Here is a 20455-nt window from a genome sequence, read left to right on the forward strand (position 1 = left end):
GAAATTAGCGGTAACTAGCTTATCCCTGTATTTTTACCTCGGAATCAAGCTCGTTACCGCTGCTTTTCAATTATTTGCACTACCTAATGAGCAAGAAAAATCATCTAGTGTCAAATTAGCAAGATTTCTAACCTTGAACAGTGATTTTGCCAGCCATACCAGCACCACGGTGAGGAGTGCAGTAGAAAAGGTAATCACCTGTAGGCGCATCTGCGGGAAAAGTAGTTGTTACTGTTTGACCAGGATTCAACAGTAATTTGGTGTGAGACAGAGATTTAGCTAAATCAGCACTCTTTCCAGGATTTTTAGTAGCATCAAACACAACATTATGGGGAGCAACTTTGTTATTCATCCATTCAATTGTGTCACCTGGTTTAACGGTCAATGTTTTAGGTTGAAATTGCAACAGTCCTTTGTCACTACCCAATTTGATCTTGTAGGTTTCAGCGGATGCAGTGGGAGCAAAAACAGCAAAGCTGCTGACAACCAAAAGAACAGCCAATACCCCTAAAGTCAAGCGTCTCCAACTTGCTACAATTAATTTCATGGCTCTCTCCTGAGATATAGTTTTATTTTCCTGTTCTCATTTTAAATACATTTAACGCCAAATATGACAATCTGTCATAGATGAATTTTTTTTAATCTTTGGTGGTTATCAATGTAAAAATTACAACTTAAATGCAAAGTTCCCAGTCCTGGTTCAAGAGAGCAAACTCAAGTAGAAGTAGCAGGTATTTTTAACCAAAAATGACAGTTATGCTTGAATGCACTCAGGTATCAGGACTCGGAACTAAGATTCTTCAACAGTAAGGGTTAAATTACCCCTACTTTACTTAATAAGAAGGCTAATTAACAGAGTTTTAGTAATATATCTTACCACCACCCCATTTCGTACCAACAACTTTAGGTTGAATAAGAATGTGACCTGCGATCGCAGTTAACTCATCATCGGTCAAATTTCGCATTTCTGTAAAGATATCCGCACTCTTAATGCTGGGATGTATTTCAGAAATGTCCTCTTCCCCGTCATAAGTTGTGGGATTCTTCATGTAGTCTACTAACCCTTGAATATTGTCACGCCTTGGTGTAGCTCCGGCCAAAGCATCGGGTTCTAGTCCCACATTTTGGTTAGTCTTGGTTACACCACCAGCATGACATTGAGCGCAGGTGTCATTAAATAATTTTTTACCTTGTGCCAGTTGTGGCACGCTTATGACAACAGTACCACCAATTTCATTCAATGGTACAGTTCTGGTAGCTTCATCCAGTTCAACGGCTGTTGCACTACCGATAAATAGCTGAAATGTTAGCAAAACAGCAGCAACAACAACGCCAATCACTCTTCTAAACATATTTCCCCTTTCAGTTTTTAATGCTCAACACAGCTAAGACACTAATAGTTCCAAGAAGCATAGATATTTATCTGATGCTAAAAGTTTGCCAGGTACAACACCGACGGGGAGAACTATAACGCCCCTGATCCCTGGGCTAAAAGCTATCGGGATTACTTTACGTAAAATATTCTCGCTATCATTAACATCAGCATGAATCAGTTTACCATTAGCTGTTCTATGCTGTTGCTGAACTGAGTTTCTCCATAAGTCAGAATAGGGTCAAGAGCGGGTATGAGAATGGGGATATTTTATTTTTCGATACAAATCTTTATCAATGAGTTTACAAATTGAAAAATTAACCCTTCCCACCTATAAAAGTTACGCCTTCAATAAAGTAGCAGTTGAAAAAAGCATAAATTCCCAAAGCTGGTAAAGTGAATATCATTGAAGCAGCCATGATGTAATTCCAATAGCTGATATATTGACCTTTGAAAGTATTTAAGCCCAAGGGTAGAGTAAACATCTCCGGGTCAAACAATATCACTAGAGGGAGTATAAAATTATTCCAACTGCCCATAAATACAAAAACTACCTGTCCTGCTATTGCTGGTTTTGCTAAGGGCAAAACAACATCTCGGAAAATCTCCCAGGTGCTTAAACCATATACTTGGGTGGCTTCTTCCAATTCTTTGAGAACATTGATGAAAAACTGCCGCATCATAAAGATAAAAGTCGCATTTACCATACTAGGAACAATCATGCCTTGGTAAGAATTGAGTCAACCTATTGGCTTTAAAATCAAAAATGAGGGAATTAAGATAATTTGTGCGGGTACTGCTGGTACAGCTAAAATCAGGAATAACCAAAACTGTTTACCAACAAATCACAGTCTCGCTAAGGCATAACCTACCATTGAGTTTAGAAGTAAATCTAAAAACGTAACGCCGACAGAAATTACTACACTGTTAAATAACCAGCGCCAAAACAGTGGTTCTTGCAGAAAAATTTGCTGATAGTTGTCAAGAGTAAAATTTTGAGGGATGAAATTTGGCTCACCGCTGATAATTTCTGAGAGAGGTTTAAATGATGCTGAAACTGCCCGGAGAAGGGGAATTAGTGTGATAACAGCATAAACTGTTAACAACAGATATAACAAGAATTTAAACAAAAGAAAGGGGGGAATTTAATTCACCTTTTGTTATCTCCAAAGATCCCCTTTTGAATCAAGGTGAGAATAATAATGACTGCTACACGTAAAAAAGCCACAGCAGCTGGATATCCTAATTGTAAATTTCTAAATATAGCTTGATAAATTAGTATTACCACCGTCAAAGTGGCGTTATTCGGTCCACAAGTACCACCAGAGAAAATATAAGATTGATCAAATAGTTGAAAAGTGCCTATTATCCCCACTGCTACCACAAAAAAAGTCACAGGTTGTAGTAAGGGAATAGTAACTTTTATAAACTTATCCCAGCCATTTGCCCCATCTAAATCTGCTGCTTCATAAAGTGTTTCGGGAATATCCTGTAAAGCAGCTAAATAAATCACCATATAAAAAGGTGCAGTTAACCAAATATTCATGATCATAATACCTTTTAAGGCAACTTTGTGACCTCCTAACTAGTTATAGGTAGGTAGTCCAAAAAAAGCGAGAAAATAGTTTAGTCATCCATCAGTGTTATAAATCTACATAAAGAGAAGTCTTAACACCGCTGATGATGTAACTGTGGGTAAAAATAGATAATACGCCACCAATTTTTACCACGAGTACTAGAATTTAAAGTAACTGCCAGAATTCAAGCTAAAATAGTTTGACTTGGGACAACAATAGCAACATATTTTGCTGTGTCTTTTAACGCAATTCCTAATTATTCATCTTCTACCAAACTAGTGAAATTCCGTAAACCAATAAATTGATATTCAAAACTGCCTAAAAGCTGAACTTTGTGGAGGGAAAGAAAGACAGCGTAAAGAATAGGTAAAACTACAAAAGTGCCTAAAACTAGAATTTTAGGCATCATAAAAAGATACCCTGCGAGGTTTTTTGTATTTTTCCAATGTTGGTTTCTGCATGGAATCTATGTAAAGAGAAGTAAATACGGAGAGAACATCAATTAAAGGTCGTGTAGATATGGGGGCAAGATTAAGGGTATTTATGACGAAAGAACAAGATGCAGAGTTATTTAACCTGAGAACGGCGGAAGTACCATAGGAACTAAAAGATAGAGCCGAAGTCATCAGATTAAATGCAGCAGGGTGGTTTGTAGAGAAAATAGCAGATCACTTTCATTGGGGAGAGAAAACAGTCAGACAAGTCTTGCACAAGTGGAATAAGCAGGGAATACAGGGATTATGGGAATTACCAGGTAGAGGTGTACAGCCAAACTTGAAGGAAGTTGACATCGAATATTTGGAAAGAAAGATGCTTAAAGGAAGAACCAAGAACCTATAACAGTCAGCAACTAGTAGAAAAACTAAGAAAAGAGCGAGAACTGAAAGTAAGTACCAACACAATCAAAAGCCTACTCAAAAAAAGGGGGTGATATGGAAAGGAGTCAGAATTAGTCATAGAGCAAAATAAGATCTAGTTATTTGTGCAAATAAACAAGCAGATATAGAGATGTTAGAACTAGCTACAGCTGGTAGAGAAATAGACTTAAAGTATTTGGATGAATCAGGATTTTCACCTTGGAGTGAGTCATGGTACACGTACTACCCAAGGGGGTGAGAAAAAATGGTTGAAGAAACACAGAGACGTGGACGCAGAATTAGCACTATTGGTTTATTTCAACCGTTAATTAGTTTTATTGATGGTTTGGTAATTGGGGTAGTTAAGCGTTATTCTTACATCAAGATCATAGACGAATACATTGCTGTAGAGAAGTTCAGGAACTATGGAAAAAGTGGGGAAAGCAAGGTTTATATTTGTTTCTTCTGGCTAAATATTGCTCTGAAATGAATCTGATTGAATTAGAGTGGCAATACCTCAAACGAGATGAAATTCCAGAACTTCTGTTAGAACTAGCGTATGCAGTCATTAATGGTGTTGACACTAGAGGTCAAAAAGGAAATTACCGTAAACAACGTATTAACTTTAACAATAACTCTCCTAGTTCTGCTGATTGCTCAACACCAATGCAAGTACAGGTAATTGCTGAAGCAGTTGAAGATTTGACGATTACAGTGAAAAATGCCGAAATTCCTAAACCGATTCCTAAGCCTAAACATGATAATTTGACAGTGGTTGATGCAGTTGAAGATTTGATGATTCCAGCGAAAAATGTTGAAATCTATAAGCCGATTCCTAAGCCTAAACTTATTAAGCGTGAGAATTGGAAAGATTAAGTATTTGAAAGTGTTGGGTTTCGTTCCTCAACCCAACCTACTATTGCATCATCTTAATCTGCTGATTAGCGTTATTCTGTGCCCTCAATATCGCCTGATTTAAGGGCTGTTCCCCCAACAAGGCACTGAGAAATTGATTATCGAAGTTATCCATAATAACTCCTGGATATTCCCCTACCTGCTAAGGTGTAGCATAATCAACAGCAGCTACTAAAGCAGACCTTAAATGATCATGATCGTAACCTAATTTCTCAGCTAAATATTTCCTTGTTGGTAAAGGAAAACCTCTACCTGTCGACTTTTCCATTCCTTCTTTTCCGGTGAGGTAAGAAATTAATTACCAAGCTGCTTCTTTATGCTTTTTTTGCTTATTCATGATATAAGCAAAAGTATAAACCATCGTGCCTTTTATATTCTTAGTTTTTGGAACTTCTGCTGTTGCAAAATCTATCTGCAGAAAGGTTTCTTGAAGATAAGGAATAGCCCAGTTACCTTCTATCACCATTGATATTTTACGTTGACCAAACATATCACTACCAGAACTAGTACCAACATCAGATTTTAAGGCCGAGATTCGGTCTTTTCGATATTGCTATATTACTTGCAAAGCTTTTAAAGCTGCTTCACTAGCAAAAGCAGCATAACTTTTTTATCGAATATTGTTCCACTAAAAGCTTTCATTTTATAAGGCTGACTTGCCAACTCTGTACTTTCACCAAAGCCGTATTTATTAAGTTTACCCTTTAACTGTTGAGAATAATGGCGTAGTTCATACCAACTAGTTGGCCAACTGGTTAATCCTACATTATTGATTGAAGGCTTTTTTATTATAAAATAAACAGGACTTAGGGAACTGGCACAGGCGATGGGTGAATATAGTACATCGGTATTAAATAAATCGGATATGGAAAGCTTTATCAACCCATAAGAAGTAGCTGCAACAGGAAACATTATTCAAATATTCATGAGAAAATAGGTAGGAGATTGTATTAGATAAATGTTGCTAACGGTAATGAGATTTACTAAACTTGATTACTGCCAATACTTATGAAGTAGTCAAATTAATTATACAATAACTAATTTAGCAGAGCATTTAGAAAGTATTAGGCATGATGCAATTAACTATTATTTAAAAACCGAAAAGTTAATATCTCGTTTACTATAGGATAAGGTGAAAGAGGTAGTGGAACCTAATGGTAATGGGTACATTATATTTGATGATAGTGTTTTAGACAAAAGATATTCTGAAGAAATAGAGATGGTGAGGAGACAATATAGTGGTAATGAACATGGCATACTCCAAGGAATTGGTGTAGTCAGTTGTGTATATGTGAATCCTAAAGTTCAAAGATTTGGGGTAATAGATTACAGTATTTTTAATGCTGATGTGGATGGTAAAACCAAGATAGACCATGTGAAAGATATGCTGCAAAACCTGTTGTATCATCAGCTTTTCCCATTTAATACGGTTTTGATGGACACATGGTATGCAGTGAATAGTTCCATGCTGTATATTAATAGTTTAGACAAAATTTATTATTACCTTTTAAACAAGAATCGGTTAGTTGATGATACATTTGCCAAAGAAAAAGATAAACCTATTGAATTATGAGAATGGAGTACTGAAGAGTTAGAATGTGGTAAAATTATAAAAATTAAAGGGTTTCCCGCTCAGAAAAAAGTGAAACTATTCCGGGTTGCTGTTTCTACCAACAGAACGTATTATATCGCTACTAACGATTTATCTCAAAGTTCTACGAATGTTGTACAAGAGGTGTGTAAAATTCGTTGGGAAATCGAGGAGTTTCATCGAGAGATTAAACAAATAACTGGCATTGAATCTTGTCAATGTCGTAAAGCTAGGCTTTAAAGAAATAATATTGCTTGTGCAATGTCGGTTTGGATTAGATTAAAGAATTTAGCCTATCAAACTGGTCAAACTGTTTATCAAAACAAGCATAGATTGCTTTCTAATTATTTAATTCAGCAACTAAAACGCCCAAGTCTTCCTATGTGCTTGGTTTGAGTCCAATTGTTCCCTGCCAGGGCTACATCCCGCCCCCTATTTGTGCCAGTTGCGTAAGTCCTGATAAAGCTAGTGTGGAATAATCTTTAGGAATTCCATAAACATGGTTTTGAGACTTAAAAGTATTAAGCAAATTCTCCTCAAAATCTGAAATTTTAAATGCTGTTTGGATTTAGGTATCTAAAGGTTCTAATACATTCTGAACGCTTAAAAAAGAGCTTCTAACGCATCTAGATAAAATACAGCAGGTGCGGCTTCTTCAATTAAGCGCGTTTTAATTACATCCATGTATTGATCAGAGATGATTGCATACTTAACTTTGATATTGGGGTGTTTTATTTCAAAGTCTTGTAATACCTGTGTGAGAAGTTTTTGTTCTACAGGAGAACCACCCCAACCACTGACTTTATTTAATACTGACTGGTGATGTATTAAGTGCTAGAAGATGGCAACTCATAAAGATGATACCCACAGCGATAACTAATCCCCAAAAATATAACCATTTACTTCTATTCACAAAGAATCATATTTTCAATTTTTCTCTTACAGCTATTGTCAGGTAAATAAACCACATCTATATTGATAGTATCAAGAGGAGTTGCAGAGATAAGTGTGAGCAGATGAAATCTGCTCACACTTATCTCTGCAACTCCAGACAGATTTTCAGAGGTTCTAAAGTTTTGTTGAGAATTGGTAGGTAGAATAATAAATAATTATCATTAACGGAGATTTTGCTAATTTCGTCACTGATAGACGATAACTTATGGACTCTGTTCAAGTTAAAATAGTTCCATCTTTAAATCTGGAAATTCCTCAGATCGATTCATTAACAACAGTCTTATCTTCCGAATCTAAATCTAGCTCTCGTTTTCCTAAAAATGCTATTCGTACCAGTTTACAAGCATGTACTTTAGATGCTATTTTTGCAACGATTTTTTCTATTACTACTGGGGGGATTTTACTTAGTAACTTTTTGGTGGAATTGGATGCTAGTCCAGTCGTTTTTGGGTTGCTATCCTCAATTCCCATGTTGGTAAATCTGATTCAGCCGTTGGGTGCTTATATCTCAGAGCACACTACTAGCCGCTTTCAGTATTCCATGCTTGTTTATGGAATTTCTCGGCTATTGTGGTTGATTTTAGTAATAGGTATTTTGGGTGTAGGTTGGGGACTTATAAATTCTCAACAGTTGCTGATATTAACTCTGGTCATCGTTTTTCTTAGTCATCTTTCAGGTGGATTGGGAAGTGCATCATGGATGAGTTGGTTAGCTATCATTGTTCCCCGAAGTTTGCGCGGTAGGTATTTTGGAATCCGTAATAGTGCTACCAGCTTGACTAATTTGCTATGTATACCTTTAGCTGGTTTAGCTGTTTCCCATTGGTATGGAGGCACTCGCCAAGGTTATGGGGTAGTTTTGTTTGTAGGTATCGTATTTGGGTTTATTAGTCTAGGATGTCAGTATTTCAAAGTTGATGTGAATCCTCAATTACAAAATACTTGTATAGTTTATTCATCCGTAAGCAGCAAGAATGAATTGGGTGAAATAACTATCAGTGATATGGTATCTATTCCCCAAAAGCAATGGGATGACAATATTTGGAAAAACTCTAATTTTTGGATATTTATACTGTATTTCAGTTTATGGATGCTGGCTTTTAATCTCTGCGCCCCGTTTGTTAATCTTTATTTGTTAGAAACTTTAAATGTAGATGTGGGTTGGCTGACACTTTACAGCAGTCTGCAAGCGGGAGCAAATCTGCTGATGGTTGTGCTGTGGGGTAAGTTAGCAGATAAGGTGGGAAACCGCCCAATTTTGATATTTGCTGGAATTATTGTTGCGGTTACGCCTTTGCTGTGGTTTGGTATTGCTAATACCAGTTTAGATATCTGGCTGTGGCTACCGCTATTGCATATTTTTATTGGTGGTACTGGGGCTGCAGTTGATTTGTGTAACAACAATATGCAAATTGGCATTACCCCAGTTAGAAATCAGTCTATTTATTTTGCGATCGCAGCGGCTATAGCTGGAGTAACTGGTGCGTTGGGAACAACCATTGGCGGTTTTATCGCCCAATCGCCCCAATTTGGTGGTTTATTAGGCTTATTTGCCTTCTCTAGTATATTGAGACTCGCAGCATTGATACCGCTTGTATTTGTTCAGGAATAGAGCATTGGGCATTGGGCATTGGCAATTAGTTTCTTTTCCCCACCCACCTGATCTTCCCTATCTTCCTCATCTCCCTGCCCCCTGCTTTCTTCCGAGTTCCCAGTCCCCTACTCCACAACAGTAGAACTAAAACTCATGCTTTCCCACATCATCATATTGGGTGTAGTTGGCATTGGTCGGTGTAAAGCTATTAGCTGTGCCAATGTCTTCTTTAATTGGGTACGGGGGACGATATCATCTACAAACCCATGTTTGAGTAAATCTTCAGCGGTTTGGAAATCTTCGGGTAGTTTTTCCCGTAATGTTTGTTCAATAACTCGTCTACCGGCAAAACCAATGGTAGCTTTTGGTTCGGCGATGATGAGATCACCCAACATGGCAAAACTAGCGGTAACGCCTCCTGTGGTGGGATTTGTTAATACGGGAATGTATAATAAGCGGGCATCTTGATGGCGTTGTAATGCTGCGGAGATTTTCGCCATTTGCATTAAGGAAAGCATTCCTTCTTGCATTCTCGCACCACCAGAGGTACAGATGATTACTACAGGATAGCGGCGTTGTGTGGCTTGTTCAATTAAGCGGGTGAGTTTTTCACCGACAACGGAACCCATGCTACCACCCATAAAGCGGAAGTCCATGACTCCCAATGCGATGGGTAAACCGTTGATTTGACCTAAGCCTGTTATTACTGCGTCTATTAAACCAATTTTTTCCTGGGTTTCCCGCAAGCGATCACTATAGAGTTTGCGATCGCGAAATTGCAAGGGATCAGTTGGTCGCAAATGCTCATCTAAGGGTTTCCAGGTATTTGCATCTATCAACTGACGGATACGTTCATCACTATCCACTCGATTATGATGACCACATTCCACACAGACCATTTGATTAGCTTTCAGGTCTTTAGCATAGGTCAAAACACCACATTTAGGGCATTTATTCCATAAACCGTCTGCAATTTCTCTTTCTTGGCGTTCTAAATTGCTAGAACCTGATTTATTACGCCGATTTGCAAACCAATCAAATAGAGACTTTAAACCGCGTGATTCTTCGTTGTTTGCCATTTTTATTTTATTTAAGTAGGTATGAGGTCAAAAACAGGTCAATCAATTTGGGATATTAGATTTTAGATTTTAGATTTTGGATTGACCCCACCCCCTTTTTGTGTGGGTGTTGAGCATTTTTGATTTAAGAATGAGGTTTTCGGTTTTTGACTACATAATCTTATACTTGTAACCAATTTAGACCTGATTTTGTATTTTTTGGATAAAAATGCTGCTGCCAATACAATTCTTTTCCAGTTTTGTCAGGGGACTTAAATTATATCAACGTATCGGCAAAGGTTTGAAAATACAAAATCGCTATGAACATGAATCTTGCTCCCAATTCATCATGTTTATTACTTAATAATAAGCATGATGAATGTATGGCATTAGTTGTATTTGCCAATAGCCAGAAGTTTTGTTTGAGGGTAATACAAGTAACAGGTTAATCTTACCAAAATATAAAGATAAAATGAAGTCATGCTGGTTACAGTCATGGTGGATGTAGGTTCATTGGGATGATAAAAAAAGACATTTAAATTGGATATTCAAGAAAGGAGATCTTCAAATTTGAATTTGTTTTTTATGTCAAGATACAGGTAGAAATAAACGTAAGTAATAAGACAAAATACCTTGCCCGGTAAAAAGAGTAATTACTGCTCCCAAAGCCAAGAAAGGACCAAAAGGCATCTTTTCTCCTATTTTATGACGTGACCGCACAATTACGCCTCCACCTACTAATACTCCCAAGAAACAGGCAATAAAACAAGCTATGAGTAAATGTTGCCAACCTAACCAAGTTCCCATCATAGCTGCTAATTTGGCATCACCTGCACCCATAACAGGTTTACCATAGATGAGAGAACCAAGAATTGAGATGCTATCAAACAGCCATAAACCCAGGACTGCACCACCTATACCGAATATCAGGCGTTTTACTACACTGACTAAGCTAGGTTCTAATAAAAAACCGAAACCTATTTGAAAGACCAAACCTAATAATAAACCTGACTTAGTAAGTGGATGAGGTAAGGTCATGGTATCCCAGTCTATGAAGGATAGCGCTAATAACCAACTGCAAAAAGCCCAATAACCTATGGTCAAAATTGAAAATTGAAAGACCCAAAATATGATTAAAAATATTATGCCTGTTATCCCCTCTAGGACAGGATAACGGCGAGAAATTTTACTTTTGCAATAACGGCATCGTCCTTTTAACCACAACCAGCCCAGAACCGGCACATTATCATAAGCTTTGAGTCTGTTTAAACAATGAGGGCACCGAGAAGGTGGCCAAAGTAAGGATAATCCAGAAGGTAGACGATAAACCACAACATTGATAAAGCTACCAATAGAAGCACCCAAAACAAAGACAATGATACTGGCAGAGACGATAATCAAAACGTCCATATTGTTAGTTATCAGTTATCAGTAAAAAAAGGCAATAGGTAATAGGCAATAGGCACAAATTTTTGAATTTTGAATTCATTTTTCACCTGTTTCCTGTTCTCTGTTACTAATACATATACGATTCAATTTGATTTAACGGTACAAAACATTCTTGCGGTAACAGCACTGGGTTTTGGGTAAAAATAACCTTTCCTCGATAGGTTAGGCGACTAATTGCTACTCCTGAAGGTTGCCCGATGATTTCGGGATGTACCTCGCAGTAAGTGTAATAAATATGACCAGCTGCTTTGATGACGGTAGGATCAACCAAAGGCATGTGGTTTTGTGGTGCAGAATAATTTGCCTGTCCTTGTTGTGTAGCGTACACTATTGGCTTTTAGGTGATTTATAGATTTGCTTCTAGTTTATCCGAAACTTTTAGCAAAAAATGTGAGAATATTCAACCTGTGATGAGGAAGTTATTTTGCTTCTAGGATTTGAATCAGCTCGTTACCCATAGCCTGACAACCTAACAGATTCATGCCTTCAGACATGATATCTCCTGTGCGATAGCCTTGTTGTAAAACCTGTAACACTCCATTTTCAATCAAATCTGCTGCCTCTGCTTGGTTTAAAGCGTAACGTAACATCATTGCCGCACTAAGAATCTGTGCCAAGGGGTTAGCTTTATCCTGACCAGCAATATCAGGGGCTGAACCGTGAACAGGTTCAAATACACCGGGGACAGAAGCACCCAAACTCGCGGAAGGTAACATTCCAATACTACCAGTCAGCATGGCCGCCGCATCAGAGAGAATATCCCCAAATAAGTTGCCTGTAACGATGGTGTCGAACTGCTTGGGAGCGCGGACTAATTGCATAGCGGCATTATCTACATATAAGTGAGACAGTTCTATATCTGGATATTGTGAAGCCAGTTTAGTCATACCTTTTCGCCACAGTTGGGAAACTTCTAACACATTAGCTTTATCCACAGAACAGAGTTTACCACCGCGCTTTCGTGCTGTTTCAAAGGCGACTCTGCCAATGCGGTCAATTTCTGACTCGCTGTAAACCATTGTATTGACACCACGCTTTTCTCCGGTTTCCGCGGCAAAGATGCCTTTGGGTTTACCAAAATAAATTCCCCCTGTCAGTTCTCGCACCACCATAATATCCACACCTTCTATAACTTCTCGTTTCAAGGTGGAAGCGTCAATTAATTGGGGCAAAATTTTGGCAGGACGCAAATTAGCAAATAATTCCAAACCAGCCCGCAGTCCTAATAAACCCGCTTCAGGACGTAGGTGAGAGGGTAAAGAATCCCATTTGTAACCACCAATAGCGGCAAGTAAGACTGCATCACTATTACGGCAAGTATATAGAGTAGCAGCAGGTAAGGGTTCCCCGGTTGCGTCAATAGCTGCACCACCGATGAGGGCTGTTTGAAACTCAAAAGAAATATCAAACCGTTGTCCGACGATTTTTAGTACGTCTACCGCTACGGACATAATTTCAGGGCCAATGCCATCGCCGGGAAGTAATGTAATGCGGTAGTTCTGAGTCATAGCTAATTAGGATGATGTAAAGTTGGGCAGATTTATTATCATACAAAGCAAGTGTACCCATTGGATGGTCAATTTATTGATTCATCAGGATTTAACACCTTAAAGAAATAGAAAATCAATCATATTTGTAGAAATTAGCTGTATGTTTGTTTTATTAATAAAACAAACATACAGCTAATTTATGAATTTCCAAGCAATTACTAAAGTTGCGATCAGACTTTTGACTACTGTCGGACTCAACGTAGTTGGTGGAATTCTGCTGTTATTTATCGGTCTGCATTTGATTGATTTTGGCATCAGGTTATTAAGACGTGCCTTTAGAAGCTAACAGATTGAACAAACACTAATTAACTATCTGTTAAATACTTTTTTGGTGACGTTGAGAATTGTTTTGATTGTGGCAGTTCTCAGCTTTTCTGGCATTGAAACCACTTCCTTTACGGTATTACTAGCTACTGCTGGTATTGCTATTGGTGCAGCATGGGGAGGACTGTTAGCCAACTTTGCAGCAGGAGCATTTTTAATTATTTTCCGACCCTTCCAGGTTGGTGATTTCATTACTGCTGGAGGTGTCACAGGAACGGTAACAGAAATAGGACTGTTTACCACTGCTTTAAACACACCAGATAATAGAGAGGTCCGAAAATTTAGAAAGGAGTCTGTGTCTGGCTTTCCATAGTGTTAAGATGAGGAAAGAGCGAAGGCAAGAATCAGGGTTGGGAATAGTTACGGATAGTTCCTATCCATGAAGATGTTGATGACAAATTCATAACTGACCTCATATCCATAACATGTATGAAATGGGCAACACTCATGAACCAGTTCCTAATGTGACTAAACCACCAATAGTTAGTAAGAATTACTTGTAAGTAAATTGGGTAATTCAGGGGAAATCTTTGTTCAGGTAAGGTACCCGGAATGTTCTTACAAGTCTAATGACCTATTCAACAACAATACCCTTGGTGGAAAACTCTTTGTTTCCTGCCTTTTGTTCTAAGTTGCCATGGCATAATCACTACCATGTTTTTCTACCTATTTAAGGAGACTAGCAGGGAAAACATTTCCTAATATCTCTAGCCAGTAATAAAATGTGTCCTTTGCTTCCGTTTTCCATATACGGAAATGGAAACCTAAAACCTCAAATGTTGGCATTTTCCTCCAATAGAACAAGCATAGAGATACCTATTCTTTTCTCTCTAGTTTCCCTTTCGCCCCTCCTCCTTTCTGATTTATACCTATCTTTTTACTTTCTATGTCACCTTGAAGTTTTTTATGCCACATTTCACCTTGGGTTAACAAGTCTTGACACTGATGGTTAGTTATTCCCTGTATTTGTTTTGTAGGATGTGGATATTCTTGAATATAGTTGATTTAGTAGATTTTTCCTTTTGGTACACCCTCAAAATTCCCTTCTACCATTTTTTTCACACCAAGTTAATTTTCCTGACAGGTATTTTATGATGACAACTGTCGCCAATAACAAAATTTTTGCTGATAATATTCAGAATTATTCTGCTAATCCTTATAGTCGTGTTAATTGGCTGGCTCAACTCGCTCATGAAGTTGATCATAACCAGGCGATCACACTTTTCAAAGCCAAAGTCAGCCAAATTCCCAACGTTCTTGACAGCCCAGCACCAGATGTAGAAATTATCACCTTTAACTTAGCAGGTCCTGTTCTGGCTGTCCATCCCTACTGTAACAATGACTACTATTGGCAAGTTTATTTTGACACAAATAAAGCTATCCTGGAAACCTTTGGAGAAGCAGGATATGCAGTTCCTAACAGCGTTATACAGTCAATAATTGATCTCAGTATGACTGTTATAGTTTCATCCTGTCACCATCTGAAAGAAGTTGATACTGAAACAAAAAGTCAAGCTTGCATTTCAAAAAATTAACAAAAATTAGTACTAAGTAAGGCTGATACTTTGCCTATTTTTTTTGAGAGAATGCTAGAAAATTGGTAAATGCGATCGCGACCAACTTTTTATCCTAAAACTTGTTTCCATCTTCCCTTGGGCAGCTATACAACAATTAGCAACAGTAACAGTTTTCATGACTGTACTGGCTGATTTTACAGTTCTAGCGTTGTTAAACTTCCAATTAAGAAACAAGTCAGAGTTTTGGGTTAATCTGCCACCAAAGCATTATTAGCAGCAAGATAACACAGGAATATTCAGCTGTTATTTATCCAAGGTAGGCAATATCTACGAAGACATTTCAACTTGTCTGTGTCTAGATACTCTACTTCTTCAAGAAATGGGGGATATATTTATTGCCATTTTTGTATAAAATCGGTATTGCAAATCACTACATAAATATGCACCTGATGAATTTATGAAAACATCGCTCCAACTACCCCAAAAATTGATGCTGCTAGGTTCAGGAGAACTAGGCAAAGAATTTGTAATTGCTGCTCAACGCTTAGGCAATTATGTAATTGCAATTGACCGCTATGCTAATGCTCCTGCTATGCAGGTTGCTGATTGTAGTGAAGTAATTTCTATGCTGAGTGCAGATGATTTAGAAACAGTAGTAACTAAACATCAGCCAGATTTTATTATACCAGAAATTGAAGCAATTAGAACTGAAAAATTACAGGAATTCGAACAACGTGGAATCATAGTTATACCAACTGCTACTGCGACTAATTACACAATGAATCGGGATATAATTCGCGAACTGGCACATCAAGAATTAGGTGTAAGAACAGCTGAATATCGGTATGCATTCACTTTAGAAGAACTGATTACAGTTTCTGACGAAATTGGATTTCCTAACGTCGTTAAACCTGTGATGTCATCATCGGGAAAAGGTCAATCTGTAGTCCAAGATAGAACAGAAGTTGAAAAAGCTTGGAGTTATGCGATTTCTAACTCTAGAGGTGATAGCCAAAAGATAATTGTCGAAGAATTTATTAACTTTGAAATCGAAATTACATTACTGACAATTAAGCAATGGGATGCACCAACAATATTCTGTCCTCCCATTGGACACAGTCAAGAAAGAGGTGATTATCAAGAATCTTGGCAACCAGCAAATATTTCTGAAGATAAAATATTAGCATCTCAAGAAATTGCCAAAAAAGTTACTGATGCTTTAGGAGGTGCAGGAATCTTTGGAGTAGAATTTTTCATTACTAAAGATGAAGTCATTTTTTCTGAGCTTTCACCCCGACCTCATGATACAGGAATGGTAACATTAATCTCACAAAATCTGAATGAATTTGAATTACATCTGCGAGCAATCTTAGGCTTACCTATTCCCCACATTGAACAGTTAGGTTTTTCAGCGAGTGCAGTTATTTTAGCCTCTGAAAAATCTGATTCTATTGCTTTTACTGGTGTTGCTGATGCGTTAGCTGAAAAAGATGTAGATATTCAGTTATTTGGTAAACCAACTGCTCATCCCTATCGACGAATGGGGGTAGCTTTGGCTAAAGGTACTGATGTTGAAGATGCGAGAGAAAAAGCAACTACAGCAGCAAGTAAGGTGAAATTGATTTAAATATATTTAAATATGGTGAGTGCCTAAGCACTCACTACGAACCTTGAATAATTGAGGATTACTATAGACTTTTTGGCTATTTTATGGGTGAAATACAGCAAATATAATAGTCTATTTATGAATGATTTAGCCAAAATTATTCAAGAGTTTAACATCACCTCAGACGACATGGAGCAAAGTATTTCGATCAAACCCAGGTTAAAAATTTGGAAGCAGCTAAGAGGTGAATTTCTTCTGGTGTTTGGATAGTTCCTTTCTCCTTTATGCTGGTGGAATGATTGATTATCCAATCTACCAATTGCTTACCTGTTGGGGTATTTATGCAGTTTTTTCAGCCAAATTACTTTAGCTTGTTTTGCTGCTCTTAAAGCTACAGATTCAGCTAATTGTACTTCTACAGCTTCTCGAAAGCTATCAAACAAGCGAATATGAACTAGATCAATATAATCAACTGCTAGATTTTACTTTTCTAGTCTTTTTATTAAAAATTTATCTAATGTAGTTTCTATATCTCCACGTCTGGTAATTGTTTCTTCGGCAGTATATTGGGCAAGTACTGATTTTAGAATTTCTTCTGTTCCTAGATTTATAATAATTTTTTTAATTATATCTTTGTTCTTCACCAATTTGTTGAAAAATATGGTTTGCTCCTTCTGGTCTAATATGCCAATTAAGCGCAAGATCCATAAAAACACTTTCTGCATCTTTAGACGCACCTTCAGCCGATATTGTCTGTTTGTTAATTCTAATACTGATTTTTTTAACTGTATTGACTATAGGAATAATGAGGTGTATTCCTCCTCCTACTCCTAATACCTGATGTTGAACTGGACCAAATTTCATTAGTATACCACCCTCACCAGCATTAACTATGACAATAGGCGTGAGTAATATGGTAAGTAAACAGATTAAAGCCGTCAGTTTACCAGCATTGTTTAGAGTGTTATATTTTTTCATCTCTGGCTAAGATTTCTCATATTTTTTATTTACAAAAAATTTTGTAATTTTATTGATTCTAAAAGTTTGATAATATGATTTTCTTCCTCAAAATACACTAAATGTACCAGACTACCGTAGTTACTAAGCAGTACTTATATTGTAATATACGCAATTGATACTAAAAGGCATTATTCATCTTGGTAATGCAAAAAAATATATTCAGGATAAATGTATTCACAAATACCGCAATCTTGAAATTTTTGTGAAATACTGGCGGATTAGCATAATCTACAGTAATTTGATGTAGATACTGTATATTAGAATCTTTGTCTAAATTACTCCACAGAATTTACAACTAGGATATCAACCGATCATGATACAACTATTTTTTAAAGAAGAATCTCAAGATGGTATTAAAGTCACATCTTCATCTATCTCAAGAACTTGCTTTTAGTGCAGTAGAAAGAGATATCAACAGTGGATGTCTACATGTAGAAATTAGACGGGTCAAAAAAATTGGTTTATTATCTTTAGTCATTCCCCTAGAATATGGTGGTGTTGATGCTACTTGGGTAGGAGCTTTAAAAATTGTCCAGGAACTATCGCAAGCAGATGGTATAGTTGGGCAATTTTATGGTGATCATATCAATTTAACAGCTTTGGCTTATGTTTCAGGAACGCCAGAACAAAAAGGAAAATATTATTGAGAAACTGCTACAAAGAATTTATTTTGGGCAAATGCTATTAACACACAGGACACAAAGCTAAAAATTACTCCAGAGGGGGAAAATTACCTGGTGAATTATGTTACAAGCTTTGGAAGAGATGTTACGATCCCAGACTATACGGTTTTCTCTGTCCTAAAAAATGGTGTAGAAATGCCATTAATATTTGTAATCCCTAAAGATCGAGATGGCATTATTGCTAAGCAAGACTTCGGAAAACTTAACCAGCAACGGGAAGATCATCATACTTATTTCTTCCGAAATATTCGGTGTTGAATAATAAAATATTTTCCCTATATGTCGTGGTAGTATTTGTTACTAATTCGGGAGAGATTAGGAGAAATAAATAAATATTTTCTAATGTTTAGATTCGCACCTGTTATTAAACTAATCTCATAATTGAGATATCCCAATTGAGAATTGTTTTATACGACTTATATTATTTTTTCGTAATTCATTTACCGGAAAAACTCTGTATGAATATATACTCTAACTTTCTTTCGTAAATATCTGATTTTCTTTATCCCCGTAGTCCATATGATAGACAGTTTGAACCAGAATCCTTAACATTTAATGCTCATCTCCAAGATTTTTCTCAAAGAGTTGACTACATTTATGGTTTACAAACTGGTAGTAAACTTTCTTCTAAAGAGGCTTATCAGCAAATTCACATCCTTTGGAAACATTTGAAAGTGCTTCTTTCAGAAGAGCTACGCTAGAAAAATAGTCCTTCCAGCAGGCTGGGCCAACGAAATTCAAATCATCATAAAACCCACCGCCAAAACAGAAAACATCACATCTATCGGACGAAGTTTTCTGATTTTGTATAAATAGACTGGGGCTGTTACAGAAATCAAAATATAGACAGTTAAAAATCCATAACTGCAAACAGAACCCAAATAGCCTATGCAATCAAAAAGTTTGATGTGAAAAAAAGACATGACCGCAGGGATAATAAATGTCAACAAAAAACACATTGTTACTGCAACATGAGGTGTTCTATTAGCTGCATGAGCGTTACCGAAAGATCCATGAAATAAACCATGACGACCCATTAAGAATGCTACTCTAGTCGCAGGATTAATGCTTCCTAAAATGCAAGCAAAGAAACTAAATAATGCACCTAAACCTACTAATTCTCCCAAAAGACCCACTCCTGCTTGTTGAGAGAGAAAACTTAAAGGTTCTTCTGTTTGAGAAATGGATACGCCAGTTTTACTAAAACCCAGAAATTCTATATAAATAAGTAGTAGAAGTAAAAAATAAACCTGCAAGAATAACGCTACCCATAACTGCTTTGGGTATTGTTCCTAACGCACATACTAAAAAGGCTTAGTAGTCATTGGTCATTAAGTAGGTGGGTGTTAGAAATTGTCGTTATGACAAGGCAAAAGGCAATAGGGAAGAGGTTTTGGTCAATTTTACTTTTCGTTACATACTACTCTCCCAGAAGCCGCTGCGCGTCTACGGTTTTTTTGTGCCTTCCTACTTAGTTCAGTAGTCAGTAGTTGAACTCCTAAACTACTGGATTCCTGATTTCTTCAGTGTTTACTTAACTGTTTTTCCTCAGGAAGTAGAGTAGTTCCAGTTTTTATGGTGCTATTAACAGCGGTATGCCTATGCACATTAGGTTTAATAATTAGACTGACACCAATAGCCCAAGCTAACGCAACCATCCAACCGACAAGAATATCACTGGGAAAATGAACTCCTAAATATAGGCGTGTCCAAGCAATTACCAAGAGGTATAAACTACCAACAGTCAGAACCAACCACCGCCAGGGACGATGCCAAGTTAAAATAAGTAAAATTGCTACTAGGGTCATACTTGTCATGGCATGGCCGCTGGGAAAGGCATAGTCAAATTCAGGTGCCTTTGATACCCACAATTGGGGACGCACTCGGTGCATTAACTCTTTACCGGTGCGGTTAATAATCAAGTTTCCCACAGCAGTAGTCAGTATATAAGCCAGTGTTCTCCATCTGCGTTTGCGTAAAAATAGAATAGTGATCGCACTCAAGACAGGTAACGCAGTCCAAAATGATCCCCACTTAGTCAGCACCACAGCAATAAAATCCAGTCGGGGATTAGCTGTAGAATGAATCGCCATCAAAATAGGCACATCCCAAGGAAAACCGCCTTCATTGTGCCAAATTTTCACCGCCAGGATTTCTACAACCTGCAAAGGTAAATACAGACCCATCAAGATCAGTAACAAAGAACGCCAGTGGTAAAACAGCAGGTTCTTAAGAAGAATAATCGGTGACTTACGTTTCTCTTTCAATATCTTTCCTTTATTCATAACTACAAGCCTGATGTATATTATGTGGCCTTAAATACTCTATTTAACAAATACTCTATTCAACCCTAAATTAGATATCAAATATATTAATCCATCAGCTATA

Annotated in this window: 17 protein-coding genes and 8 pseudogenes; 10 read left to right on the forward strand and 15 right to left on the reverse strand. The window is 37.2% G+C overall.

The genetic code is table 11. From position 1 onward, the window contains the following. Positions 1-127: 127 nt before the first annotated feature. The 4 genes and pseudogenes from petE to AAZO_RS04690 all read right to left on the reverse strand — a co-directional run bounded on the left by petE (position 128) and on the right by AAZO_RS04690 (position 3355). Positions 128-547 carry a plastocyanin gene (petE, locus tag AAZO_RS04675; RefSeq protein ID WP_013190370.1) on the reverse strand — a complete coding sequence of 140 codons (420 nt, stop codon included), beginning with the start codon at positions 545-547 and terminating at the stop codon, positions 128-130. A gap of 313 nt (positions 548-860) precedes the next feature. After that, positions 861-1352, reverse strand: a complete 492-nt coding sequence (gene psbV / locus AAZO_RS04680) for a photosystem II cytochrome c-550 (RefSeq protein ID WP_013190371.1) — start codon at positions 1350-1352, stop codon at positions 861-863. A gap of 337 nt (positions 1353-1689) precedes the next feature. Beyond that, positions 1690-2517: pseudogene (locus AAZO_RS04685) on the reverse strand (carbohydrate ABC transporter permease). 5 nt (positions 2518-2522) lie between these two features. After that, a pseudogene (locus AAZO_RS04690) lies at positions 2523-3355 on the reverse strand (carbohydrate ABC transporter permease). Between the two features lie 113 nt (positions 3356-3468). Here AAZO_RS04690 and AAZO_RS28750 point away from each other — a divergent pair. After that, positions 3469-4298: pseudogene (locus AAZO_RS28750) on the forward strand (helix-turn-helix domain-containing protein); the annotation flags it as partial. Continuing rightward, on the forward strand, positions 4293-4682 hold the full coding sequence (locus AAZO_RS34885; RefSeq protein WP_187289684.1) for a hypothetical protein: 390 nt from the start codon (positions 4293-4295) through the stop codon (positions 4680-4682). The pseudogene AAZO_RS28750 and the gene AAZO_RS34885, both read left to right, overlap by 6 nt. A 40-nt stretch (positions 4683-4722) precedes the next feature. Here AAZO_RS34885 and AAZO_RS36875 read toward each other — a convergent pair. Then, a pseudogene (locus tag AAZO_RS36875) lies at positions 4723-5520 on the reverse strand (extracellular solute-binding protein); the annotation flags it as partial. 222 nt (positions 5521-5742) lie between these two features. On the opposite strand from AAZO_RS36875, the pseudogene AAZO_RS25860 reads away from it, so the two are divergent. Further along, positions 5743-6708, forward strand: a pseudogene (locus AAZO_RS25860) (IS701 family transposase). A gap of 64 nt (positions 6709-6772) precedes the next feature. Here AAZO_RS25860 and AAZO_RS36880 read toward each other — a convergent pair. Then, positions 6773-7165, reverse strand: a pseudogene (locus tag AAZO_RS36880) (ABC transporter substrate-binding protein); the annotation flags it as partial. Positions 7166-7471: 306 nt separating this feature from the next. Between AAZO_RS36880 and AAZO_RS04715 the strand changes: the two are divergent. Beyond that, entirely contained in the window at positions 7472-8878 is a 1407-nt protein-coding gene (locus tag AAZO_RS04715) for an MFS transporter (protein WP_013190372.1), read from the forward strand. Between the two features lie 107 nt (positions 8879-8985). Here AAZO_RS04715 and accD read toward each other — a convergent pair whose 3' ends face one another. From accD to leuB, 4 genes are all read right to left on the reverse strand, one after another. Next, positions 8986-9939: an acetyl-CoA carboxylase, carboxyltransferase subunit beta gene (gene accD, locus AAZO_RS04720; RefSeq protein ID WP_013190373.1), complete on the reverse strand. Its 954-nt coding sequence runs from the start codon at positions 9937-9939 to the stop codon at positions 8986-8988. Between the two features lie 567 nt (positions 9940-10506). Further along, the gene (locus tag AAZO_RS04725) at positions 10507-11328 is read right to left on the reverse strand and encodes a prepilin peptidase (protein WP_013190374.1); all 822 of its coding nucleotides are present in this window, start codon (positions 11326-11328) and stop codon (positions 10507-10509) included. Positions 11329-11434: 106 nt separating this feature from the next. Continuing rightward, positions 11435-11695: a hypothetical protein gene (locus tag AAZO_RS04730; RefSeq protein ID WP_013190375.1), complete on the reverse strand. Its 261-nt coding sequence runs from the start codon at positions 11693-11695 to the stop codon at positions 11435-11437. Positions 11696-11786: 91 nt separating this feature from the next. After that, entirely contained in the window at positions 11787-12875 is a 1089-nt protein-coding gene (gene leuB / locus AAZO_RS04735; protein ID WP_013190376.1) for a 3-isopropylmalate dehydrogenase, read from the reverse strand. Positions 12876-13056: 181 nt separating this feature from the next. Between leuB and AAZO_RS04740 the strand changes: the two are divergent. Continuing rightward, positions 13057-13506: pseudogene (locus AAZO_RS04740) on the forward strand (mechanosensitive ion channel family protein); the annotation flags it as partial. Positions 13507-13907: 401 nt separating this feature from the next. On the opposite strand, the gene AAZO_RS36885 reads toward AAZO_RS04740, so the two are convergent. Then, positions 13908-14045 (reverse strand): transposase family protein, encoded by a 138-nt coding sequence (locus AAZO_RS36885; protein WP_228371505.1) that lies wholly within the window; start codon positions 14043-14045, stop codon positions 13908-13910. A 293-nt stretch (positions 14046-14338) separates the two neighbouring features. On the opposite strand from AAZO_RS36885, the pseudogene AAZO_RS04745 reads away from it, so the two are divergent. After that, positions 14339-14685: pseudogene (locus AAZO_RS04745) on the forward strand (mechanosensitive ion channel family protein); the annotation flags it as partial. 145 nt (positions 14686-14830) lie between these two features. Here AAZO_RS04745 and AAZO_RS36890 read toward each other — a convergent pair. After that, complete coding sequence (locus AAZO_RS36890; protein ID WP_228371506.1) at positions 14831-14992, reverse strand: hypothetical protein; 162 nt, start codon at positions 14990-14992, stop codon at positions 14831-14833. 223 nt (positions 14993-15215) lie between these two features. Here AAZO_RS36890 and purT point away from each other — a divergent pair, with 223 nt between their 5' ends. Further along, positions 15216-16385, forward strand: a complete 1170-nt coding sequence (gene purT / locus AAZO_RS04750; RefSeq protein ID WP_013190377.1) for a formate-dependent phosphoribosylglycinamide formyltransferase — start codon at positions 15216-15218, stop codon at positions 16383-16385. A gap of 600 nt (positions 16386-16985) precedes the next feature. Here the strand turns inward: purT and AAZO_RS25865 are convergent. Next, complete coding sequence (locus tag AAZO_RS25865) at positions 16986-17342, reverse strand: SPFH domain-containing protein (protein WP_049790549.1); 357 nt, start codon at positions 17340-17342, stop codon at positions 16986-16988. A 389-nt stretch (positions 17343-17731) separates the two neighbouring features. Here AAZO_RS25865 and AAZO_RS25870 point away from each other — a divergent pair, with 389 nt between their 5' ends. The 3 genes from AAZO_RS25870 (at position 17732) to AAZO_RS36895 (ending at position 18768) form a co-directional block, all read left to right on the forward strand. Then, entirely contained in the window at positions 17732-18031 is a 300-nt protein-coding gene (locus tag AAZO_RS25870; RefSeq protein ID WP_049790550.1) for an acyl-CoA dehydrogenase family protein, read from the forward strand. A 171-nt stretch (positions 18032-18202) separates the two neighbouring features. Then, the gene (locus tag AAZO_RS40930; protein ID WP_266888263.1) at positions 18203-18325 is read left to right on the forward strand and encodes a hypothetical protein; all 123 of its coding nucleotides are present in this window, start codon (positions 18203-18205) and stop codon (positions 18323-18325) included. 230 nt (positions 18326-18555) lie between these two features. Further along, positions 18556-18768, forward strand: a complete 213-nt coding sequence (locus AAZO_RS36895) for a DUF7219 family protein (RefSeq protein ID WP_228371654.1) — start codon at positions 18556-18558, stop codon at positions 18766-18768. A gap of 36 nt (positions 18769-18804) precedes the next feature. Here AAZO_RS36895 and AAZO_RS04775 read toward each other — a convergent pair whose 3' ends face one another. Both AAZO_RS04775 and AAZO_RS04780 read right to left on the reverse strand, forming a co-directional pair. After that, a complete protein-coding gene (locus tag AAZO_RS04775) occupies positions 18805-19323 on the reverse strand; it encodes an APC family permease (RefSeq protein WP_228371507.1) in 519 nt (172 codons plus the stop codon). Positions 19324-19590: 267 nt separating this feature from the next. Continuing rightward, positions 19591-20352 (reverse strand): phosphatase PAP2 family protein, encoded by a 762-nt coding sequence (locus tag AAZO_RS04780; RefSeq protein ID WP_013190378.1) that lies wholly within the window; start codon positions 20350-20352, stop codon positions 19591-19593. Positions 20353-20455: the final 103 nt, after the last annotated feature.

The organism is 'Nostoc azollae' 0708 (genome assembly GCF_000196515.1).
In the GTDB taxonomy this organism is placed as follows: domain Bacteria; phylum Cyanobacteriota; class Cyanobacteriia; order Cyanobacteriales; family Nostocaceae; genus Trichormus_B; species Trichormus_B azollae.